This is a genomic window from Acidovorax sp. GW101-3H11 (assembly GCF_001633105.1).
Taxonomy (GTDB): domain Bacteria; phylum Pseudomonadota; class Gammaproteobacteria; order Burkholderiales; family Burkholderiaceae_C; genus Acidovorax.
Window position 1 is genome coordinate 117,741 of record NZ_LUKZ01000013.1, and the last position, 22,678, is coordinate 140,418.

A 22,678-nucleotide genomic window follows, 5' to 3' on the forward strand; every position below is an offset into this window, starting at 1 on the left:
CAAACACAAACACAGACGCACATGCAAACACTAATGCCCACTGCAATCGCACGCAAACTCCCAGCCACCGCACTCACACTGGCCCTGGGGGGGCTGCTGGCGGCCTGCGGAGGCGGCGGAGGCGGCTCGGGTCCGACCATCGACCCCGCCCAACTCAAAGGCCGCTGGGTCACCGCTGCGGGCGTGGCTCCAGCCACAACCGCTGTGGTGGTGCCCGACGCCAACGGAGCTGCCAACGCCTGGCTGCTGGCCCAGGATGCCAGTCGATTGGTCAAGCTGGTGGTGCGCAGTGACAGCAGCGCCAATGGAAAAAGCTACGCCCTGGGGCAAGGCAATGCCACAGGCCAGGCGGTGACAGGCCAGGTCAACGCGGCACTTGCGGCCAGCCCCAAGACGATTGCATTCACGGGCCTGAGCACAGGGACCCTGACCCAAAGCGACACCCTGGCGACCCCTGCAGTCCAGGCGGAAGTGCAGGGCAACTGGAGTGCCACATTGGGCGGCAATGCCCAGACCGTGCAGTGGAGCCTCACCACCACCGGCAACATGACTGGCACGTCCACCACCGGATGCACCTATGCTGGCAGCGTGGCGGCGCTGGCCGCCACAGCAGCTTACGGCGTGAGCTTCAATGAAAGCTGTGCGGATGGCAGCAAGACCACATTCAACGGGGTGGGTACGCTCAACGTGGCCAAGAATGGGCTGACGGTGGTGGTGGCGAGTGCGGACGAGTCCCGGGGGGCTGCGCTCTTCTTGGCAAAGTAATTTCACAGACAATTAAAACCAACCTAGGGCCTGGCTTTGCATTGGCAAGGCCGGGCTTTTGTACTGTGTGCACAGAAGAGTACACATTCACCAGATCTTTTCCGCATGTCCGTATCTGCAGCGCCACCCGAAATCCACCAGGCTCTGGCAAGGCTTATGCCCTATTTTTGGCGGGCTCTCTGCCTGAGTGTGCTGGCGGGGCTTCTGGTTCTGGCGCCTACTGTCTACATGTTCGAGGTGTACGACCGTGTGGTGAATAGCCGCAACGCCATGACCCTCGCCATGCTGACGCTGGCCGTATTTTTGGCCATCGGTGTGATGGAAGTACTGGAATGGGCACGTTCGGAAACCTTGCGTGAGGCGGGTGCGGCCCTGGACCGTGCGTTGGCCCCCCGTGTTTTCACAGCCATTCATGCTGCGCATCTGAGGCAGGGGGGGGCTGCGGGAGCCCAGCCCTTGATTGATTTGCGGGCCGTGCGTGACTTTTTTCACGGACCTGCACTCGGGGCTGCGATGGAAACGCCGGTGGCCCTGGTGATGTTGGTTCTTCTGTTTGTGATTCATCCACTGCTGGGGTGGGTATCCCTCGCTGGTGCTCTGCTGCAGGTTGGCCTTTCGTGGCTGAACGAGCGCAGCACCAGTCCAGCCTTGCTGCGGGCCAATCAGTCGGATACGGGCGCGCGGGCCTATGTGGATGGCACCTTGCGCCACAGCGACGTGATTGCGGCCATGGGCATGGAGAAAGACATGCGCCGCCGCTGGTTGGCGCAGCACGAGGAGGGTCTGGGATTGCAGTCACTGGCGTCTGACCGTGCAGGGGTGTTGCAAGCGCTGGGCAAGATGCTGCAGACGACTTTGTCGTCGGCGCTTTTGGGCTTGGGTGCCTGGCTTTTGATGCATGACCAGTTGCTCGGCGGGCCTGGGATGCTGATCGTGGGGTCGGTGCTAGGCGGGCGTGTACTGGCGCCTCTGGTGCAAATGGTGTCGCAGTGGCGTGCGGTGGTGCAGGCGCAGGCTGCATGGGGGCGGCTTGGGCAGCTTCTTGAGCGGTTGCCGCCCCCTGTGCAGGGGATGCCACTGCCCAAGCCACGGGGCCGTGTGACGGTGGAGAGCCTGGTCGCAGGGGCTTCTGCTGGTGCACCGCCTTTTGTCAAAGGGGTTGCCTTTTCATTGCAACCAGGGGAAGTGCTTGCGGTCCTGGGCGCGTCTGCTGCGGGCAAGACCACATTGGCCCGCATGCTGATGGGGCTGTGGCCTCCCGTGGCGGGCAGCGTCCGGCTGGACGGAGTGGATGTCAGTGTGTGGAACAAGGCGGAGCTGGGGCCCTACGTGGGTTATGTGCCGCAGGACGTTGAACTGCTGGAAGGCACGCTAGGCGAGAACATCGTCCGCTTTGGCGAGGTAGACGAAAAGGCCATGGTGGATGCCGCACAGGCGGTGGGTGTGCACACCTGGATCACATTGCTCCCACAAGGTTATGCCACCCCTGTGGGAGCGGCCGGCGTGATGCTCTCCGGCGGGCAACGCCAGCGAATCGCGCTGGCACGTGCCCTCTATGGCAATCCGGTTTTTGTCGTACTGGACGAGCCCAACGCCAGCCTGGACGAGGTGGGCAACATTGCATTGAGCCGGGCTTTGCAGGAGTTCAAGGCCCGGGGCACCACTTTTGTGGTGATGACCCATCTGCCCAGCGTGCTGGCGGTGGCGGATAAATTGCTCATCATGCAGGGTGGGGGGCAGCAGGCCTTTGGCCCCCGAGATGATGTGCTGGCGGCATTGCGAAATGCTTCTGCGGGTACTCCGGTTGCCGCCATCGCGCCGCGTGCCGCCTGACCCCCTTCTTCCAACCCAACTGACACCATGTCCATCAGCGGATTTTTCTCGCGCAGCGAAATCACCCAGGCCCTGCGGAGCCTGCAGCGTGAATGGGTCGTGATCGCAATTTTCAGCATGGTGGCCAACCTGCTCATGCTGGCACCCACGCTGTACATGCTGCAGATCTACGACCGTGTGCTGGTCAGCCGCAACGAGCTCACCTTGCTGGTGGTCTCGCTGCTTATCCTGTTCCTGTTTGCCGCCATGGCATTTGCCGAATGGGCGCGGTCCCGGTTGCTCGTGCGCGCGGGGGTGCGTCTGGACCGGTTGCTGGGGGAGCGTGTTTTCTCGGCAGGTTTCGCGCGCAGCGTCCGTGAGGGCGGGGGAAGCCCTGGCCAGTCGTTCACGGACCTGGCGGAGGTGCGCCAGTTCCTGACGGGCCCCAGCATTTTTGCCTTTTTCGATCTGCCATGGGCCCCTATCTACATCGGGGTGCTGTTCTTGCTGCACCCCCTGCTGGGCGCCGTGGCCGTGGTCTTTGCTCTGATCCAGGCCGCCTTGGCATGGCTGGGGCACCAGCGCACGGTGGAGCCTTCCGAATCCCTGGCCAAGGCGCAGGGCCGGTCGCATGCCTACCTGAATGGCAAGTTGCGCAATGCCGAGGCGGTTGAGGCCATGGGCATGTTGCAGCAGTTGCACCACCGCTGGGCGTTGCTGCAGGCGCGCTATGCCGAACTGCATGCGGCAGCCCAGGGCCTGACGCACCGCATCACGGCCTGGAGCAAGTCTGTGCGTTATGCGCAGCAGGCGCTGTCGCTGGCGGTGGGTGCTTTGCTGGTGATCGATGGTCAGATCTCGGCCGGAGCCATGATTGCTGCCAACGTGCTGATGACCCGCGCCTTGGCTCCGATTGACCAGGTGGTGAGTGCGTGGCGCGGCTTTTTGGGGGCCCGCGCGGCCTTCTTTCGGTTGGAGCAACTGCTGCAAGAGCATCCACCGTTGCCCAAGATCTCTGCAGCCCCGCGTCTGCAAGGGGATGTTCAGCTGCGCGATGTACATGCCACTGCGCCGGGGCAGGTGACGCCGATTCTTCAGCAGGTGGACCTGCATGCTCCGCCGGGTTCGCTGACGGTGGTGTTGGGCCCCTCGGGTTCCGGCAAATCCACGCTGGCGCGCGTGCTTGTGGGAGTCTGGCCCGTATCGCAGGGCGAGTTGTTGTTTGATGGCCAGCCCCCCACCGCCTGGAGCCATGAGACCTTGGGCCCTCAGGTAGGTTACCTGCCACAGGATACGGTTTTGTTCGGCGGGACGATTGCCGAGAACATCGCACGTTTTGCGGCGGTGGATTCTGCCAAGGTCATTGCTGCGGCCCAATGCGCGGGCCTGCATGAGATGGTGCTGAGATTCCCCAAAGGCTATGACACGCCGATTGGAGAGGGTGGGCGCTTGCTTTCGGGGGGACAACGCCAACGCATCGGACTGGCCCGCGCTCTGTACGGTGATCCAGCGCTCTTGGTGCTCGATGAGCCCAACGCCCACCTGGACGACGTGGGCGAAGCGGCCTTGCTCGGGGCCATGCGCCAGCTCAAGGAGCGCGGCAAGACCGTCGTGATGGTGACGCATCGGGCGGGGGTGCTTGCACTTGCAGATCAGGTGCTGGTTCTGCAGAACGGTCAGGTACAGCTGAAAGGCCCGCGTGACGAAGTCCTGGCACAGCTGCAGGCGGCACGCCAAGCGCCCGCCCCTTCTTCAGCCGCTGGGTCTTTGCCTGCCCCGCAGCCGCTGCCCGCCTGAACGCGTTGTGCGCATTCGATACGAGCGAACATTTTCTGAACATCCGCCCATGGCTCACACTGAACCCTTGAAACAAGCACCTTCGATCTCCTCACTGCCGGGAGCCCGATCGGCGCCCCTGCCTCCCTCGGATACCGGGCGCGCGGCGCGCATTGGGCTGTGGGTGCTGGGCCTGGGCCTGGGGGGATTTTTGCTGTGGGCGGCTGTTGCCCCCCTGGACGAGGGGGTACCCAGCCAGGGTGTGGTTGCGATCGACACCAAACGCAAAGCGGTGCAGCACCTCAGCGGGGGCATCGTCAAGCAGGTCTTTGTGCGCGAGGGTGACGTGGTGCAGGCGGGGCAACCGTTGATATCTCTGGATGACGCGGTGGCCAAGGCCAACTACGAGGCGGTCCGCCAGCGGTACCTGGGATTGCGGGCAGTCCAGGGGCGGTTGCTGGCCGAGCAGTCGGGTGCTGCAGCTATCGTTTTTCATCCTGATCTTCAGGCCGCAGCGAAGGATCCTCTGATTCGACAGCAGACTAAGAACCAGGAGCAGTTGATCCTGTCGCGGCGAGCGGCCCTGCGCGCAGACCTGCAAGGCATAGAGGAAGGCATCCAGGGTCAGAATGCCTTGCTTCAGGCATACGCGGGGATGTTGACCAGCCGGCGCGGGCAACTGGCTTCACTGGAGGAAGAGCTGCGCCATACGCGTGAGCTGGTCAAAGAGGGTTATTCACCTCGCAACCGACAGCTGGAGCTTGAACGCATGGTAGCCGACTCCAGCTTGGCCATTACGGAGCTGTTGGGCAACACGGCGCGCACGCAGCGCACGGTGGGGGAAATGCGCCAGCGGGCTCTGGCGCGGCAGCAGGAATACCGCAAGGAAGTCGAAACGAACCTTGCGGACATCACGCGTGAGGTGCAGTCGGACGCCGACAAGTTCACCGCGCTGAAAGCCGATCTGGACCGTACGGAGATCCGGGCACCCGCTGCTGGCCAGGTGGTAGGCCTGGCGGTGCAGACTGTGGGTGCCGTGGTCCAGGCGGGCCAGCAACTGATGGGCATCGTCCCACCCGATGAGCCTCTGGTGCTGGAGGCCCGCGTGGCCCCTCACCTGATCGACAAGGTACGCCCCGGTCTGCATGCCGATGTGCGCTTCAGTGCATTCGCCCATTCTCCCCAGCTTGTGGTGCAAGGAGAGCTGGCCTCGGTCTCCGGGGATCTGCTGACGGATGCGCAGAGCAACCAGACCTACTACCTCGCGCGGGTCAAGGTAACGCCGGACGGCATGAAGACGCTGGGCGCACGCCACTTGCAGCCAGGCATGCCGGCCGAGGTGGTCATCAAGACTGGGGAGCGCACCATGCTGACCTATCTGCTAGGCCCTTTGCTCAAGCGCGTGTCGGGCTCCCTGAAGGAAGAGTGAGCATGGCCTTGTTTTTCACGCCCTCGAGCGCCTTGCGGGCGGTCTCGTTCTCCGTCCTGGTGGCATGCGCAGGACCTGCCTGGTCCATGGATCTCCAGCAGGCCTACCAGGCGGCCTTGCTGCAGGACGCCACCATCCGCGCCGCCCGTGCAGCCGCCGATGTGGGGGATGAGCGGGTAGAGCAGGCCAAGGCCATGCGCTACCCCAATGTGGCCTTCAGTGCCGCCCGCAACCGCAACGACCTGAGCAACACGCAACGCAACGTCCTGGGCCGGTCGGTGACCGTGGATGAAAATTACACCAGCCACAACGCCACCCTGACCCTGCGCCAGCCTGTCTACCGCAAGTCGTTGTCGGTGGGGCTGGAACAGGCCCACCAGATGCGTGCCGAAGTGGGGGCGCAGCTGGATCGGGAGCTGCAGAACCTGGGCGTGCGCGTGACCGACGCCTACTTGCAGCTGTTGCTGGCTCAAGACCAGCTGGCCCTGGCGCGTGCGCAGAAGAACACCACCACCACCCAGCTGGACGCTGCGCGCAAGCTGCTGGACGCGGGCAGCGGCACGCGCACCGACATCGATGAAGCCCAGGCCCGACTGGACATGGCCGTGGCGCAGGAACTGGAGATCCGGCAGCAGCTGGACTATGCGCGCCGCCAGTTGGAGACGCTGGTCAATCAGCCGGTGGAGGCGCTCAGCCCGCTGGACGAGTCCAAGTTTGCTGCCTGGGCGCCCGAGCAGCGCAGCGTTGAGGACTGGCTGGCCCTTGCAGAGGACAACAGTCCTGAGATCCGGCAACAGAAAGCACGGCTGGATGTGGCCCGGCTGGAGATCGAGAAGGCCCGCACCGGGCACCTCCCCACGCTGGATGCTGTGGCCCAATGGACGCGCAGTGGCAGCGAGAACGTCACCACCCCCAGCTCCAGCTACACCAACCGCGTGATCGGTCTGCAGCTGAATATGCCCCTGTTTGCGGGTGGCTATGTCAGCTCCACCGTACGCCAGGCGGTAGCGGAGCAGGTGCAGGCCCGCGAGCTGCTGGAGTCCGCGCGCCGGGATCTCAGCCTGCGCATCCACACTGAGTTTCGGGGCGTCAGCGAAGGTCGCCTGCGCATCCGGGCGCTGGAACAGGCCGCGCGGTCTGCCACGCAGCTCGTGGTGTCGAGCCGCCGCTCGTTTGAAGGCGGTGCCAGAACCCTGGTGGATATCCTGAACGCGGAGCAGCAAAAGGAGCTGGCCCTGCGCGACCTGGCCCGGGCGCGCTACACCTACCTGGTGTCTTGCGTGCGCCTGCAGGCCCTGGCAGGAGGGGACCGGGATAGCAGCATCGCTGCCGTGAACGCGCTATTCAAGACGCCCTGAGTCCAACTTTCCATGCACGACGTGGCTTGGCCGTGTACTCCTGGGGCCTCCTCCCGCCGTCGCATGGAAGAAAAACCCCCTGCGCCCGGAGGTGCAGGGGCCAAGAACGTGAATACGTTCTATGCACCCTTGTAGCTGCGTAGAGCCAGTGTTCAGCGGCTGCTCGGAAAGCTGAACACCGCCCCCTCGCGCACGCCCGCCGACGGCCAGCGCTGCGTGATCGTCTTGCGCTTGGTATAGAAGCGCACGGCATCCGGGCCATAGGCGTGCAGGTCACCAAACAAAGAACGCTTCCAGCCGCCGAACGAGTGGTACGCCACGGGCACGGGCAGGGGCACGTTCACGCCCACCATGCCGACCTGGATGTGGTCGGTGAAGTAACGGGCAGCCTCGCCGTCGCGGGTGAAGATGCAGGTGCCGTTGCCGTATTCGTGGTCGTTGATGAGCTGCATGGCTTCCTGCAGCGTCTTCACGCGCACCACGCCGAGCACGGGGCCGAAGATCTCCTCCTGGTAGATCTTCATGCCGGGCTTGACGTTGTCGAAGAGGCAGGCGCCCAGGAAGTAGCCTTCCTCATGGCCCGCCACCTTCACGCCACGGCCGTCCACCACCAGCGTGGCGCCTTCGGTCACGCCGCTGTCCACATAGGCCTTCACCTTTTCAAAGTGCGGCTTGGTGACCAGCGGGCCCATGTCGTTGCTGTTGTCGGTGCCGGGGCCGACCTTCATCTTGGCGATCTCGGTCTTCAGGCCCGCGATCACGGCGTCACCCACTGCGTCGCCCACGGCGACCAGCAGCGGGATGGCCATGCAGCGCTCGCCGCACGATCCATAGGCTGCACCCATCAGCGCGCTCACGGCGTTGCCCACATCGGCGTCGGGCATCAGCACTGCGTGGTTCTTGGCACCGCCCAGGGCCTGCACGCGCTTGCCGTGTTTGCAGCCTTCGCTGTAGATGTACTCGGCGATGGGGGTGGAGCCCACAAAGCTCACGGCCTTCACGCGCGGGTCTTGCAGCAGCGTGTCCACGGCCAGCTTGTCGCCGTTGACCACGTTGAGCACGCCGGGCGGCAGGCCTGCTTCGAGGGCCAGTTGGGCGATGAACAGTGTGGAGGACGGATCGCGCTCCGACGGCTTGAGCACAAAGGTGTTGCCACACGCCACGGCCATGGGCCACATCCACAGCGGCACCATGGCCGGGAAGTTGAACGGCGTGATGCCTGCGGTGACGCCCAGTGCCTGGAACTCGCTCCACGAATCAATCGATGGGCCGACATTGCGGCTGTGCTCGCCCTTGAGCAGCTCGGGCGCGTAGCTGGCGTATTCCACGTTCTCGATGCCGCGCTGCAGCTCGCCGTGCGCGTCGGCCAGCACCTTGCCGTGTTCGGCGGTGATCAGCGCGGCGATCTTGTCGGCGTTTTCTTCGAGCAGCACTTTCAGCTTGCTCATCACCCGCGCGCGCTTGAGGGGCGGCGTGTTGCGCCAGGCGGGGAAGGCGGCTTCTGCGGAGGCGATTGCCGCTTCGACGGTGGCCTTGCTCGCCAGCGCCACGCTGGTGGTCGATTGGCCGGTGGCGGGGTTGAACACGGGCTGCGTGCGCTCAGCATCGGCAACGCTCTTGCCGTCGATGAGGTGGCCGACGGTGGTGGTGACGTTCTTGTCGTGGTTCATGGTGATTTCAAGTAAAAAATGCCGTTTGCGCGCGTCCAGTATGCGCAAGCAGCTATAAAAAGATGAGTGACTATGCGGCCTGTGCCGCCGCCTGGGGTTCCAGCGTGGGCACCACATGGGCCAGCGCCCGGTCGATGAAGGCCTGTTTCTCGCCCACCGGGGCAAAGTAGTGCAGCACCTCGCGGGCGGCGTCCAGCCCCTTGAGGCGGGCGATCAGCCAGGCCACCAGGTACTGCGAGGCCAGGCACCCGCCCGCCGTGGCCACGTTGCCGTGGGCGGCAAAAGCGCGCGGCACCACGTCCACGCCGGATTCCACCACCCAGGGTTTGCTGGTCAGGTCGGTGCACGCAGGCGCGCGGCCCAGCAGGCCCAGGCGGCTCAGCAGGAAGGTGCCAGAGCACTGCGCCGCCAGCAACTGGCGCGCAGGGTTCAGCACGCGCAGCTGCTCCATCAGCGCCGGGGTGTTGGCCACCTCGCGCGTCTTCATGCCGCTGCCAATCAGCACCGCATCGGCCTTAGCCAACTGGCTCAGGTCTTCATGCGCGTCGATCGTCAGGCCGTTCATGGAGGTGACGCGCGGCGTGGGGCTGGCGATGTGCACCTGCCAGTCCGTGTCGCCCAGCAGTGCGATGCGGTTGAGCATGCCAAACGCCACGAGCGAGTCGAGGTCGTTGAAGGCGTCGAAGGTGAGGATGGCGATGCGCATGGGCTGGTGGGGCGGCCGACTCAAGCCGTTTCGTGCAGGGCGTCGCCCAGGGCGCTGACCATGCGGTCGATCTCGGCGGAGGTCGAGATGAACGGGGGCGCGAGCTGGATCGTGTCCCCGCCGTAGCGTACGTAAAAGCCTTTCTCCCAGCACTTCATCGCGATCTCATAAGGGCGCTTGGCAGGCTCGCTGGGCAGTGCGCTGATGGTGATGCCCGCCGCCAGGCCGTAGTTGCGGATGTCTGCCACATGCTTGGCGCCTTTCAGACCGTGCACCGCGTTCTCGAAGTGCGGTGCCAGCGCCTTCACGCGGCCGGGCATGTCTTCTTTTTGCAGGATGTCGAGCACCGCATTGCCCGCCGCGCAGGCCACGGGGTGGGCCGAGTAGGTGTAGCCATGCGGAAATTCGAGCATGTATTCAGGCCCGCCCTGGCTGATGAAGGTGTCGTAGATCTCCTTGGTGGCGATCACGCCGCCCAGCGGCTGCGCGCCGTTGGTCACCTGCTTGGCGAAGTTCAGGATGTCGGGCGTCACGCCAAAGGCCTCGGCCCCCGTCCAGGCGCCACAGCGGCCAAAGCCGGTAATCACTTCATCAAAGATCAGCAGGATGTTGTTCTGCGTGCAGATCTCGCGGATGCGCTCCAGGTACCCCTTGGGCGGGATCACCACGCCGGCCGAGCCCGAGAAGGGCTCCACGATCACGGCGGCGATGTTCGATGCGTCGTGCAGCGCGATCACGTCCAGCAGCTTGTCGGCCAGCGCACGGCCGCCGTCCTCGGCCATGCCCTTCTGGAAGGTGCCAGCGGGTGGCTGGGTGTGGGGCAAGTGGTCGGCCTCGATGCCCTGGCCGAAGGTCTTGCGGTTGCCCACGATGCCGCCCACCGAGATACCGCCGTAGTTCACGCCGTGGTAGCCCTTTTCGCGGCCGATCAGGCGGGTCTTGCTCGCCTGGCCCTTGGCGCGCCAGTAGGCGCGGGCCATCTTGAGCGAGGTGTCGGCCGACTCGGAGCCCGAGCCGGTGAAGAACACGTAGTCCAGGCCCGCAGGCGTCAGCTCCTTCAGCTTGTTGGCCAGCGCGAACGACGCCGGGTGGCCGAACTGGAACGCGGGGGAATAGTCCAGCGTGGCCGCAGCCTTGCCAATGGCTTCGGCCACATCCTTGCGCCCATGGCCCAGGCCCGAGCACCACAGGCCCGAGAGGCCGTCAAAAATCTTGCGGCCGTCGGCATCGGTGTAGTAGGCGCCCTGGCCGCTCACGATCATGCGGGGCTTGGCCTTGAAGTTGCGGTTGCCGGTGAACGGCATCCAGTGCGCATCCAGCCATTCGGCGTCCATGCGGGGGCTGTCGGGGCCAGCGGCGGGTTTTTCGATGTGGACAAAGCTCATGGCAGATCTCCAGGGCGGACGTTGATGGCAGGCGGGGTGACGGCAGTGCAGGGGCTTGCGTGGCAAAGCCCTGCAAAGCGCCCATTGTTGTACCGCCTGTTAATCTCTCAAATAATCCAATATCAATGTTTACTTGACGATTCATGCAAGTAAAAACACCCCCACCCACCCCTGCAACGGCCCCCAACCCCAAACACCGCGCTGTGCTGGGCCAGCTCAGCGACATGGACCTGCGTCTTCTGCAGGTGTTCAAGGCGGTGGTGGAGTGCGGCGGCATGTCGGCGGCCGAGCTGGAACTGAACATCGGCACCAGCACCGTGAGCCGCCATATGAAGGACCTGGAAACCCGCTTGGGCCTCACGCTGTGCCGCCGGGGCCGGGCCGGTTTTGCGCTCACGGCCGAGGGCCAGCGCGTCTACGACGAAACCCTGCGCCTGCTGTCCGCCGTGGACAGCTTCCGCAGCAGCATCGACGACATCCACCGCCGCATGGGCGGGCGGCTGGAGGTGGCCGTGTTCGACAAGACGGCCAGCAACCCCGCCGCACACATCGGCGATGCGATTGCGCTGTTTGCCAGCCAGGCGCCCGAGGTGAGCCTGCAGATGCATGTGGCGTCCATCCCGGCCATCGAGCGCGGGCTCATCGACGGCAGCTTTCACGTGGGCATCATCCCGGCGCACCGCACCTCGCAAAGCCTGGTGTATGCCGACCTGTTTGCCGAAACCATGTTGCTGTACTGCGGCGCGCGCCACCCGTTGTTTGGCGGGGACCACGCCGCACTCACCTGGGAAGCGTTGCGCGCCTACCAGTTTGCGGGCCTGGGCTACCACTCCCCCAACATGGAGCTGAGCCACAGCACCCGCCTGCCGCGCAAGGCGACGGGGTTTGACCAGGAGTCGATTGCCACGCTGATCCTCTCGGGCCGCTACCTGGGTTTTCTGCCCGACCACTACGCCGAGGGCTTCGAGCGCCAGGGGTTGATGCAGGCCGTTCTGCCCGCGCAGTTCCACTACCGCTGCCAGTTTGTGAGCGTGCTGCGCAAGTCGCCCCAGCCGCCGCGGGCGGCGCAGGCGTTTGCGCAATGCCTGCTGCAGGCGCATGGTTGATCGCCCCGGCTTGCCTGCGCAGCGGTGCAGGCGGACAATTCGGGTTTTGCTGGTCTCACTGGCGTTTGGCGATTTTTTGCGGGGCACAACCATGGCAACCATTTCTTCGATTGGCAGTTCGGGCCTGCAGGCCGCCCAGTTGCGGCTGGACGCTTCGGCCAACAACGTGGCCAACATGAACACGCCCAACTACCGCCGCCAGGTGGTGGCGCAGGAAGAAGCCGCCGACAGCGCCGGTGTGCGCGCCACGGTGCAGCGCCAGCAGGAGGCCGAGGGCGTGGCGCTGGAGAAAGAAGCGGTGGAGCAGATGTCGGCCACCTACGCCTTCAAGGCCAACCTGCAGACCATCAAGACGCAGGACGAGATGATGGGCTCGCTGCTGGATGTGAAGGCCTGATTCGCAGCAAGCCTTCGTCCACTTTCCCCATGCAATGCCCCGCTGGCCGGGGCATTGTTGTTTCCGACTTCGGCGGGCGGTGAGTCAACCGGCCGATGCCAAACCGGCCAACCGGTGGACCAGCCAGCGCTGGAAGGCCAGCCCCGTGCTGGTGCGGCTGCGCAAGGGGATGCTGTACATGGTGGGCTCCTTAGGGTGGGGGATTCAATCAAGCGGCCTGCATGGTGGCCGGGCTGGTGGCGGGTGGGGCGTCGCCACCGCTGTCGCCGCGCCGCGCAGCACGGTCCCACGCCTTTTCATGGAAGAAGAAGGCCACGGCCTGCACCGTGGGCTCCAGCAGGCTCAGCGTGAGCGAGGCCCACAGGTTGCCCGTGACGGCGTAGGCCACCATCGCCGCCACGCAGATATGGATCAGGTAGTAGCTGCCGGTCTTCATCAGCATGGTCTTGTTCTGGCGTGCGGCGCGGCGGATGTGGGACATGGCGGACTCCTTTTTCTACAGGCTGCAGGGGGTGGGCAGCAATGGAGAAATGGTAGTGATTCGTAATAGCGAAAGCCAATTGATCATCGCTAAAGCGGAGATAGCCGCTATGAGGTGGCAGCGACCGGACTTCCTGCAGCGCCTATCCCAAACACAGGGCTTGCGCGTGTGAACTGGTTCACACATGGGGGCAAAAATAGTGCGATCAGGCCCTGGCCCCCATTGCTATGATGGCCGCTCTTTTCAACCCCTCTTTTGCTTTGGGAGCACACATGGCCCTCATGGACTTCATCAAGAAACAGTTCATTGACATCATTCAGTGGACCGAGGAGGGGGACGGCACGCTGGCCTGGCGCTTCCCCATGCGCGACATGGAAATCCAGAACGGCGGCCAGCTGGTGGTGCGCGAATCGCAGATGGCGATCTTCGTGAACGAGGGCCAGGTGGCCGACGTGTTCGGCCCCGGCACCTACAAGCTCACCACGCAGACGCTGCCGGTGCTGACCTACCTCAAGAACTGGGACAAGCTCTTCGAGTCCCCCTTCAAGAGCGATGTCTACTTCTTCAGCACACGCCAGCAGATCGACCAGAAATGGGGCACGCCCCAGCCCATCACGATCCGCGACAAGGATTTTGGCGCCGTGCGCCTGCGTGCGTTCGGCAACTACGCCTTCCGCATTGCTGACCCCAAGCTGTTCCACACCGAGATCTCCGGCACGCGCGAGAGCTACCCCGTGGCGGACCTGGAAGGCCAGTTGCGTGGCCTGGTGCTGCAGAACATCAGCAACGCCATTGCGGGCAGCGGCCTGCCGTTCCTGGACCTGGCGGCCAACCAGGTCATGTTTGCCGATGCGCTGACCAAGGAACTCGCGCCCATCTTCGCCAAGCTGGGCATCCTGATCGAGTCCCTCACGGTGCAGAACGTCTCGCTGCCCGAAGAGCTGCAGAAGATCCTCGACCAGAAGATCGGCATGGGCATGGTCGGCAATGACATGGCGAAGTTCATGCAGTACCAGACGGCGCAGGCCATCCCCAAGTTTGCAGAAGCCAGCGGTGGCGGTGGCGGCATTGCGGGCGACGCCATGGGCCTGGGGGCGGGCGTGGCGCTGGGCCAGGTGCTGGCGCAGAACCTGCAGCAAGGTCTGCAGACGCCGGTGGCACCTGCCGCCGCAGCGGCTGCCCAGGCGGCGGCCGCACCCGTGGGCGTGCGGCCTGAAGAAGTGATGGCCACGCTCGAAAAGCTGGGCGACCTCAAGGCCAAGGGCATCCTCACGCAGGAAGAGTTCGACACCAAGAAGGCCGAGCTGCTCAAGAAGCTGGTCTGAAAAAGGTGCCACACACCTCGTGATTCAATTGCTATCACAAATATAGCTGTCTTCGCAGGAGGGACGCGCGCAAGGGGCCTAAAATGCCCCGAAGCCGCGTGATGCGGCGCAGGCAGAACACTCCAGACGATGGCCACCGACCCCACCCAGCGCTACTACCGCGCGCCCTGCCCCGGCTGCGGCGCGCCGGTGGAGTTCAAGAGCGCGCAGTCCACGCACGCCGTGTGTGGCTACTGCCAGAGCACCGTCGTGCGCAGTGGCGACGTGCTCACGCGCCTGGGCAAGATGGCCGAGCTGTTCGACGACCACAGCCCCTTGCAGCTCATGGCCAGCGGGCGCATCCAGCTCGATGGCAAGGATGTGCCCTTCACCCTCATCGGCCGCCTGCAATACAAGGGCGATGCGGGCGTGTGGACCGAATGGGCAGCCTTCCTGAACGACGGCACCCTGGCCACGCTGGGCGAGGACAACGGGGCCTACGTCTTCACCCGCCCCATCGACCCCGGCCGCGAGATGCCCGCGCCCGAGCGCTTTCGCATCGGCACCACCACGGCCATCAATGGCACGCCCTACAGCGTGGCCTACACCGGCCAGGCGCAGCTGATCTCGGCCCAGGGCGAGCTGCCCAAGCTGCCACCGCTGGGCCAGCCCTTTGGCATGGTCGAGCTGCGCAGCGCCGACGGCGAAGTGGTCAGCATCGACTACGGCCACACCCCACCCAATGTGGAGCGCGGCCGCGCCGTGCTGCTCGAAGACCTGCAACTGCAGGGCCTCAAGGACGAATCGGCCAAGGACGAAAAAGGCCGCCAGTTCAACTGCCCGCACTGCGGTGCGCCGGTGGAGGTGAAGCTGGCGGGCACCAAAAGCATCACCTGCGGCTCGTGCGCCAGCATCATCAGCCTGGACAGCGGTGTGGGCGGCGAGCTGCGCTCGGCCGAGCAGGACGAGCCCGTGCAGCCCCTCATCCCGCTGGGCAGCAAGGGCCAGCTGCAGGGCGTGCACTGGCAGGTGGTGGGTTTTCAGCACCGCATGGGTGTGGAGCCCGGCGACGACGAACACTTTGGCTGGAGCGAGTACCTGCTCTACAACCAGAAGCGCGGCTTTGCGTTCCTGGTCGATTCCGAAGAAGGCTGGAGCATGGTGCGCCCCACCACCGGCGCGCCGCAGATGGCGGCCACCGGGCGCTCGGCCACGTACATGGGCACCAAGTACGACCTCAAGTACACCTACGAGGCCGAGACCACCTATGTGCTGGGCGAGTTCTACTGGCAGGTCACGCGCGGGCAAAAGACCACCAACCGTGACTTCGCCAGCAGCAAGGGCCTGCTGTCGATGGAGCAGAGCCCGAACGAGATCACCTGGTCCGCCGGCGACAAGCTCGCCAGCGACACCGTGGCCAAGGCCTTCAAGCTCGAAGACAAGAAGGACGCGCTCCAGCGCGACGACCCGGGGCCTTTTGTGGCCAAGTCGGGCCTGGGCTGCGGCACCATCATCCTGCTCGCTGTGGTGATCCTGGTCCTGCTCATCTTGCTGAGCCGCTGCTCCAGCTGTGACCCCCGGGTCGAGAACTGTTCCTCGTCCTCCAGCTACCGCAGCTCGGGCGGCTCGTACGGCGGATATTCATCGGGCGGCAGCCACAAGTAATGCGGCGCTTGTCTCTTCTCATCCGCCCGCCACACTTACCGACAACTCGTTTCAAGGAGATCACACCATGATGGGATTCGAATGGCTCAAACCCGCAGCATTTCTCGGGTCCATCCTCTACGCCATCATTGGCGTCATCATCTTCTGGCTGTGTTTTGTCATCGTGGACAAGATCACGCCCTACGACCTGTGGCGCGAGATCGTCGAAAAGCAGAACCAGGCCCTGGCCCTGGTGGTGGCCGCGATGTGCCTGGGCATCAGCATCATCGTGGCGGCGGCGATTCACTGACCCCTCCCGCAGCCTGACGCAGCGCTCGCCCCCGGCGTGCGCTGGTGACCGCCTTGGAACCTGATTTGACCCCGTCCGCCTCCCCGCCCGAGGCCTTGGCCGCTCCGACCGGCCCCCGCCCCATCGAAATCGCACTGCTCATCAGTGTCTTCGTCGTGGCCGCCTGCGGGCTGCTGTACGAGCTGGCGGCGGGGGCGCTTGCGTCGTATGTGCTGGGCGATTCGGTGCTGCAGTTCAGCACCATCATCGGCACCTACCTGTTTGCCATGGGCGTGGGTTCGTGGCTGTCGCGGTACTTTGAGCGGCAGCTGCCTGCGCATTTTTTGCGCATCGAGCTGCTGGTCGCACTGATCGGGGGGCTGTTGCCCGCCACGCTGTTCCTGGCCAATGCCTACACGCCGGGGGCCTTCCGGTTTCTGCTGTACGGCATGGTGCTCATGGTGGGCACGCTGGTGGGGCTGGAGATTCCGCTGGTCATGCGCATCCTGAAGCGCAACGTGGCGCTCAAGGACCTGGTCTCGCAGGTGCTCACGTTTGACTATCTGGGGGCGCTGGCGGTGTCGATGGCGTTCCCGCTGCTGCTGGTGCCACACCTGGGGCTCATCCGCACGGGGCTGCTGTTCGGGGTGATGAATGCGGCCGTGGCGCTGTGGGCGGTGTGGCTGTTTAGGCACGAGCTGCGGCGGCTCAAGGCCCACCTGGCGGCCTGTGTGATGGTGCTGGGCATCCTGCTGGCCGCGCTGGCGGGTGCTGAGCACATCACGAGTTTTGCCGAGGACAAGTTCTACCAGGACCGCATCGTGTTCACCTCCGCATCGCCCTACCAGCGCATCGTGGTGACCCAGGGGCGCGCGGGGCACCGGCTCTACCTCAACGGCAACCTGCAGTTTTCGCAGAGCGACGAGTACCGCTACCACGAGGCCCTGGTGCACCCCGCCATGGCGGCCCACGGGGCGCCCAAGCGGGTGGCGGTGCTGGGCGGCGGCGACGGCATGGCCGTGCGCGAAGTGCTCAAGTACCCCTCGGTGGAATCTGTCACCCTGGTCGAGCTGGACCCGGCCATGACGCAGATCTTCAGCCAGAACCCCGCGCTTGCGCGCCTGAACGACCATGCGCTGCAGAACCCCAAGGTGACCATCGTCAACACCGATGCGTTTGGCTGGCTGCAGCAAGGGGCGGACACCTTTGATGTGATCGTGGTGGATTTTCCCGATCCCACCAACTTCTCCATCGGCAAGCTCTACACCAACAGCTTTTATGCGCTGCTGGACAAGCGCCTGGCGGCCAGTGGCTATGCCGTGGTGCAGACCACCTCGCCGCTGGTGGCGCGGCAGAGCTTCTGGACGGTGGTGCAGACCATGGAATCCGTGGGCCTGCAGGCCGCGCCGTACCACACCCATGTGCCCAGCTTTGGCGAATGGGGCTATGTGGTGGCCAGCCGCCGGCCCTGGCGCATGCCCGAGGCCCTGCCGGACGGCCTGCGGTTTCTGAGCCGGCCGTCGCTGCCGCTGCTGTTCGACTTCCCGCTGGACATGGCGCGGGTGCCCGCCGAGGTGAACCGCCTGTCCAACCAGGCCCTGGTGCACACCTACGAGCGCGAATGGGGCAAGGTGGTGGCCCACTGACGCGTGGGTGCCCCGGACCCCGGCGGCCCTGCAGCCCGGCAGCCTGCTGGGGCGGGGAGTCCCGAAGGCGCCGGGGCGTGACAATGGGATACAAATGATGGCAACCACCGGGTTGTCATGGGCGAACTTCATGCTGGACTCCTTTTTTCTTTCCAACGCTCCGGCCTACCCCTTGCTGTGGGCGCAGCACGACCCCTGGCTGGTGGCGCTGTCGGTGCTGATGGCGGTGCTGGCCTCGGTGCTGGCGCTGCAGATGGCGGCCCTGGCCCGGCGGGCAGACACCGGCTTCATGCGCCAGATGGCCCGGGGCTCGGGCGCGCTGGCGCTGGGCGGCGGCATCTGGGCCATGCACTTCATCGGCATGCTGGCGTTTGCCGTGTGCGCGCGCGGGCAGTTTGATGCCGTGACCACGGTGGTGTCCATGCTGCCCAGCGTGCTGGCGTCGTGGATTGCGCTGGGGCTTTTGATGCGCCGCACGGTGGGCCGCATGGCCCTGGTGGTGGGCGGTGTGCTGGTGGGCGCGGGCATTGGTGCCATGCACTACATCGGCATGGCGGCATCGCAGTGGGTGGGCGTGATGCGCTACGACCCCTGGGGGTTTGCGGCGTCGGTGCTGGTGGCGGTGCTGCTGGCCATTGTGGCGCTGTGGGTGCGCTTCGGGCTGGAGCGGGTGGTGCAGTGGCGCACCCTGTACCTGAATGGCGCAGCCGGGGCCGTTATGGGCCTGGCGATTGCGGGCATGCACTACACGGGCATGGCGGCGCTGCGGTTTACCGATGCGCCCGATGCGCTGGCGCTGCTGGCCGCTACCGAAAGCACGCCGCTGGCGGTTGCCGTGGCAGTGGTGGCCGTGGCCATCGGCCTGCTGGTGGTGGCCATCAACGCCGGCTTGCGTTACCGGCAGATGTTCATGAAGGTGCGCCAGAGCGAGTCGCGCCTGCGCGCGATTGCCGAAACCACGGTGGATGGCATCGTGACGATCGATGCCCGTGGCGTGGTGCAGTCGTTCAACGCAGCGGCCGAACGCATCCTGGGCTGGTCTGCCGCCGAGGTGCTGGGGCAGAACCTGTCCATGCTCATGCCCGAGCCTGACCGCTCCCGGCACGACGGCTACCTGCAGCGCTACCTGGCCGGACAGGGCAGCGGGGTGGTGGGGGGCAGCAGCCGCGAGGTGCTGGCCCTGCGGCGCGATGGCAGCACGGTGCCCATCCGCATTTCGGTGGGGCGTGTCCAGCTCGATGGCGACCCGGTGTTTGTGGGCTTCATCGGCGACCTGAGCCAGCACCGCGCGATGGAGCAGGAGCTGCGCGACAGCGAGCAGCGCCTGCGCTCGCTGATGGGCAACATCCCGGGCGTGAGCTTTCGCTGCCGCTATGACGCGGACTGGACCATGCTGTTCGTCAGCGACGCCGTGACGGCGCTCACGGGCTGGACGCCGCAGGACTTTCTGGAAGGCCGCATCAACTTCACGCAGCTCACGGTGCCTGACCAGGTGCCGCGCCTGTGGAACGAGGTCTCGGCCGCCATCGCGCTGCGTCGTCCTTACCACGTGGAGTTTGGCCTGGTGGACCGCCAGGGCCGCATGCGCTGGGTGTCCGAAAGCGGCCGCCCCGTGGTGGGCGCGGATGGCGAGGTGCAGTGGATCGACGGCGTGATCATGGACATGACGGTGTTCAAGGAACGCAACGCCGAGTTTGAAAGCACCGTGCGCGCCATCGACCGTGCTTTGGCCGTGGCCGAATTCGACCTGCAGGGCCATGTGATCACCGCCAACGCCAACTTCCGCGAGCTGATGGACTACCGGCTCGACGAGATCGTGGGCCAGCACCACCGCATGTTCTGCGAGCCCGCCTATGCCCAGAGCGATGCCTACGCCGCGTTCTGGCAACAACTGCGCGATGGCAAGCTGGAAGGCGGCGAATACCAGCGCCTGGGCAAGGGCGGGCGGCGCATCTGGATCCAGGCCACCTACAACCCCATCTTCGACGCGCAGGGGCGGCCGTTCAAGGTCGTCAAATTTGCCACCGACCTGAGCCAGCGCCGCGCGATGGAGCAGGAGCTGCGCGCCGCCAAGGACCGTGCCGAGCAGGCCGCTGCCGCGCGCAGCACCTTCCTGGCCAACATGAGCCACGAGATCCGCACGCCCATGAACGCCATCATCGGCTTCACCGAGGCCCTGCTCGACACCCCCATGGACGCCCAGCAGCGCCGCCACCTGGGCACCGTGCAGCACTCGGCGCGCTCCATGCTGCGCCTGCTCAACGACATCCTGGACACGGCCAAGCTCGAAAAAGGCGCGGTCGAGCTGGAGATTGCCGACTTCTCCCTGCCCGAGGTGTGCGACCAGATCCTGGCCTCGCTGCGCATCCACGCTGCCAAGAAGCGGCTGGAGCTGCAGTGCATCACCACCGAACAGGTGCCGCCCTACCTGCGCGGCGATGCGCTGCGGCTGCAGCAGGTGCTGCTCAACCTGCTGGGCAATGCGCTCAAGTTCACCCAGCGCGGCCATGTGCTGCTGCGGCTGGATTACCAGGACGGCACGCTGGTGATGGAGGTGGAAGACACCGGCATCGGCATCGCCGCCCAGCACCTGGACCGCATCTTCGACCCCTTCGCGCAGGCCGATGCGTCCACCACCCGGCAGTTTGGCGGCACGGGCCTGGGCACCACCATCTCGCGCCAGCTGGTCGAGCTGATGGGCGGCAGCATCAGCGTGCGCAGCACCCTGGGCGTGGGCACCACCTTCACCGTGTGCCTGCCGCTGCCCCTGGGCCAGGCCACCGAGGCCGTGGCCACCCCCAGCCACGCGGTGCAGCTGCCGCCGCTGCGCATCCTGGCGGTGGACGACGTGCCCGCCAACATCGAGCTGCTGCAGATCCACCTGGACAAGGGCCGCCACCACACCACCATCGCCCGCGACGGCGAAGAGGCCGTGGCGGCCTTCCAGTCAGCCCGCTTTGACCTGGTGCTGATGGACCTGCAGATGCCCGGTTTGGACGGCCTGGAGGCCACGCGCCGCATGCGCGCGTTTGAGCAGGAACAGCGCCGCAAACCCGTGCCCGTGATCGCGCTGTCGGCCAGCGTGCTGGAGCAGGACCGGCGCAACGCGCGCGCTGCGGGCATGGACGGCTTTGCCAGCAAACCCCTGGAGCCCGCCCGCCTGTTCCGCGAGATCGCCCGCGTGCTCAAGCTGCAGCCTGATCCCGCCACATCGGGCTGGGGCGCGCTGACGGCGGCGTCCGCGCTGGCCAGCCTGGCCCCCGTGCCGGTGCCCACGGCGCAGGCGCACACCGCCATCCACACCGCCATAGACTGGGAGCGCGGCACCCGCCTGTGGGGCCAACGCGCGCTGCTGCGCGACGCGATTGCGCGGTTTGTGGGCGAATACGACGCCGCACCCGCCGCGCTGCAGGCCCTGGTGGCCCAGCACGACATGGACGGCGCCCGCGCCCTGGCCCACCGCCTGCGCGGCGCGGCGGGCAACCTGGCGCTGGCGCCCGTGCAGACGCTGGCCCAGCGCATTGAAGAAGCGGCCCACACGCTGGACCGCACCGCCCTGGGCTCGCTGGTGGCCGCGCTGCCCGCCGCCCTGCACGCCGTACAGCAGGCCCTGGCACAGGAACTGGATGCCGCCGCCGCCCCGGCCCCCGGCGTGGGCCAGCACGCGCCGCTGGCGCCCGCGCAGCGTGCCCAAGCCGCTGCGGCGGCCCAGGCGCTGCAGCAGGCCCTGGCCCGCTCGGAACTGGCCCAGCCGCCCCTGGACGAACTGGCGCAGCTGCTGCCCGCCGATGCCATGGAGAGGTTGCAGGAGGCCATCGACACCTTTGACTTCGACCAGGCGCTGGCGCAGCTGCAGCAGCTGCGCACGCACTGGATCGACGCGCCCACGGAGACCCCCGCATGAACCCCGCCCCCGACCTGCGGCCCCGCCTGCTGCTGGTGGACGACGAACCCACCAACCTGCAGGTGCTGCGCCACATCCTGCAGGCCGACTACCGCCTGCTGTTTGCCACCGACGGCGAACGCGCGCTGCAGGTGGCGCGCGAGCAGCGGCCCGACCTGATCCTGCTCGACATCATGATGCCGAACCTGGACGGCTACGCCGTGTGCCGCCTGCTCAAGGCCGACGCGGCCACAGCGGCCATCCCGGTGATCTTCATCACCGCGCTCACCGACAGCCAGGACGAAACCGCCGGGTTCGACGCGGGCGCGGTGGACTACATCACCAAGCCCGTCAGCCCGCCCGTGGTGCGCGCGCGGGTGCGCACCCACCTGTCGCTGGTGCGGCTGGACGAGCTGCGCGAAACCCGCCTGCAGATCGTGCTGCGCCTGGGCCGTGCGGCCGAGTACAAAGACAACGAAACCGGCATGCATGTGATCCGCATGAGCCACTTTGCCCAGCAGCTCGCGCTGGCCGCAGGCTGCAGCCCCGCCTGGGCCGAAGACCTGCTCAACGCCGCGCCCATGCACGACGTGGGCAAGATCGGCATCCCCGACGCCGTGCTGCGCAAGCCCGGCCCGCTCGATGCCGACGAGTGGGCCACCATGCGCCGCCACCCCGAGATCGGCGCCGAGATCATTGGCGAACACCCCGCCGGGGTGCTGCAGCTGGCGCGCGAGATTGCGCTGGCCCACCACGAAAAATGGGACGGCAGCGGCTACCCCCAGGGCCTGGCGGGCGAGGCCATCCCGCTGTCGGCGCGCATCGTGGCCATTGCCGACGTGTTTGACGCCCTCACCACCCGCCGCCCCTACAAGGAGCCCTGGCCCGTGCACGAGGCCATGGACCACATCACGGCGCAGGCGGGCCGGCATTTCGACCCGGCCCTGGTGCCGCTGTTTGTGCCGCTGCTGCCCGTGCTGCAAGAGGTCCGCGCCCGCTGGGCCGACTGACCCGGTGCAAGGGACGA

17 protein-coding genes are annotated in these 22,678 nt (G+C 66.0%); 13 read left to right on the plus strand and 4 right to left on the minus strand.

Going from position 1 to position 22,678, the window contains the following annotated elements:
- Positions 1-33: 33 nt before the first annotated feature.
- The 5 genes from A1D30_RS14845 (at position 34) to A1D30_RS14865 (ending at position 7,140) form a co-directional block, all read left to right on the plus strand.
- Entirely contained in the window at positions 34-765 is a 732-nt protein-coding gene (locus tag A1D30_RS14845) for a hypothetical protein (RefSeq protein WP_063461492.1), read from the plus strand.
- A gap of 36 nt (positions 766-801) precedes the next feature.
- Positions 802-2,598 carry a type I secretion system permease/ATPase gene (locus tag A1D30_RS14850; RefSeq protein ID WP_242421902.1) on the plus strand — a complete coding sequence of 599 codons (1,797 nt, stop codon included), beginning with the start codon at positions 802-804 and terminating at the stop codon, positions 2,596-2,598.
- 27 nt (positions 2,599-2,625) lie between these two features.
- Positions 2,626-4,374: a type I secretion system permease/ATPase gene (locus A1D30_RS14855; RefSeq protein WP_063461494.1), complete on the plus strand. Its 1,749-nt coding sequence runs from the start codon at positions 2,626-2,628 to the stop codon at positions 4,372-4,374.
- Between the two features lie 67 nt (positions 4,375-4,441).
- Positions 4,442-5,782: an HlyD family type I secretion periplasmic adaptor subunit gene (locus tag A1D30_RS14860; RefSeq protein ID WP_242421903.1), complete on the plus strand. Its 1,341-nt coding sequence runs from the start codon at positions 4,442-4,444 to the stop codon at positions 5,780-5,782.
- Between the two features lie 86 nt (positions 5,783-5,868).
- On the plus strand, positions 5,869-7,140 hold the full coding sequence (locus A1D30_RS14865; RefSeq protein ID WP_242421904.1) for a TolC family outer membrane protein: 1,272 nt from the start codon (positions 5,869-5,871) through the stop codon (positions 7,138-7,140).
- Positions 7,141-7,292: 152 nt separating this feature from the next.
- Here A1D30_RS14865 and A1D30_RS14870 read toward each other — a convergent pair whose 3' ends face one another.
- From A1D30_RS14870 to A1D30_RS14880, 3 genes are all read right to left on the minus strand, one after another.
- Positions 7,293-8,810, minus strand: a complete 1,518-nt coding sequence (locus A1D30_RS14870; RefSeq protein ID WP_063461496.1) for a CoA-acylating methylmalonate-semialdehyde dehydrogenase — start codon at positions 8,808-8,810, stop codon at positions 7,293-7,295.
- Between the two features lie 70 nt (positions 8,811-8,880).
- Positions 8,881-9,516 (minus strand): DJ-1/PfpI family protein, encoded by a 636-nt coding sequence (locus A1D30_RS14875; RefSeq protein ID WP_063461497.1) that lies wholly within the window; start codon positions 9,514-9,516, stop codon positions 8,881-8,883.
- Between the two features lie 20 nt (positions 9,517-9,536).
- Positions 9,537-10,901 carry an aspartate aminotransferase family protein gene (locus tag A1D30_RS14880; RefSeq protein WP_063461498.1) on the minus strand — a complete coding sequence of 455 codons (1,365 nt, stop codon included), beginning with the start codon at positions 10,899-10,901 and terminating at the stop codon, positions 9,537-9,539.
- A gap of 143 nt (positions 10,902-11,044) precedes the next feature.
- Here A1D30_RS14880 and A1D30_RS14885 point away from each other — a divergent pair, with 143 nt between their 5' ends.
- Entirely contained in the window at positions 11,045-12,007 is a 963-nt protein-coding gene (locus A1D30_RS14885) for a LysR family transcriptional regulator (RefSeq protein ID WP_063461499.1), read from the plus strand.
- Positions 12,008-12,098: 91 nt separating this feature from the next.
- Entirely contained in the window at positions 12,099-12,404 is a 306-nt protein-coding gene (locus A1D30_RS14890) for a flagellar basal body protein (RefSeq protein WP_063461580.1), read from the plus strand.
- A gap of 208 nt (positions 12,405-12,612) precedes the next feature.
- Here A1D30_RS14890 and A1D30_RS14895 read toward each other — a convergent pair whose 3' ends face one another.
- Complete coding sequence (locus A1D30_RS14895; RefSeq protein ID WP_063461500.1) at positions 12,613-12,885, minus strand: DUF2061 domain-containing protein; 273 nt, start codon at positions 12,883-12,885, stop codon at positions 12,613-12,615.
- 272 nt (positions 12,886-13,157) lie between these two features.
- Between A1D30_RS14895 and A1D30_RS14900 the strand changes: the two genes are divergently transcribed.
- From A1D30_RS14900 to A1D30_RS14925, 6 genes are all read left to right on the plus strand, one after another.
- Positions 13,158-14,210, plus strand: a complete 1,053-nt coding sequence (locus A1D30_RS14900) for an SPFH domain-containing protein (protein ID WP_063461501.1) — start codon at positions 13,158-13,160, stop codon at positions 14,208-14,210.
- Positions 14,211-14,339: 129 nt separating this feature from the next.
- The gene (locus A1D30_RS14905; protein WP_063461502.1) at positions 14,340-15,854 is read left to right on the plus strand and encodes a DUF4178 domain-containing protein; all 1,515 of its coding nucleotides are present in this window, start codon (positions 14,340-14,342) and stop codon (positions 15,852-15,854) included.
- Between the two features lie 70 nt (positions 15,855-15,924).
- A complete protein-coding gene (locus tag A1D30_RS14910; protein ID WP_199865996.1) occupies positions 15,925-16,143 on the plus strand; it encodes a DUF350 domain-containing protein in 219 nt (72 codons plus the stop codon).
- A gap of 65 nt (positions 16,144-16,208) precedes the next feature.
- Positions 16,209-17,768, plus strand: a complete 1,560-nt coding sequence (locus tag A1D30_RS14915) for a polyamine aminopropyltransferase (protein WP_109790956.1) — start codon at positions 16,209-16,211, stop codon at positions 17,766-17,768.
- Between the two features lie 94 nt (positions 17,769-17,862).
- Positions 17,863-21,672 (plus strand): PAS domain S-box protein, encoded by a 3,810-nt coding sequence (locus A1D30_RS14920; protein WP_242421905.1) that lies wholly within the window; start codon positions 17,863-17,865, stop codon positions 21,670-21,672.
- Positions 21,669-22,661 (plus strand): two-component system response regulator, encoded by a 993-nt coding sequence (locus A1D30_RS14925; RefSeq protein ID WP_063461506.1) that lies wholly within the window; start codon positions 21,669-21,671, stop codon positions 22,659-22,661. The genes A1D30_RS14920 and A1D30_RS14925 overlap by 4 nt, the downstream gene beginning before the upstream one ends.
- Positions 22,662-22,678: the final 17 nt, after the last annotated feature.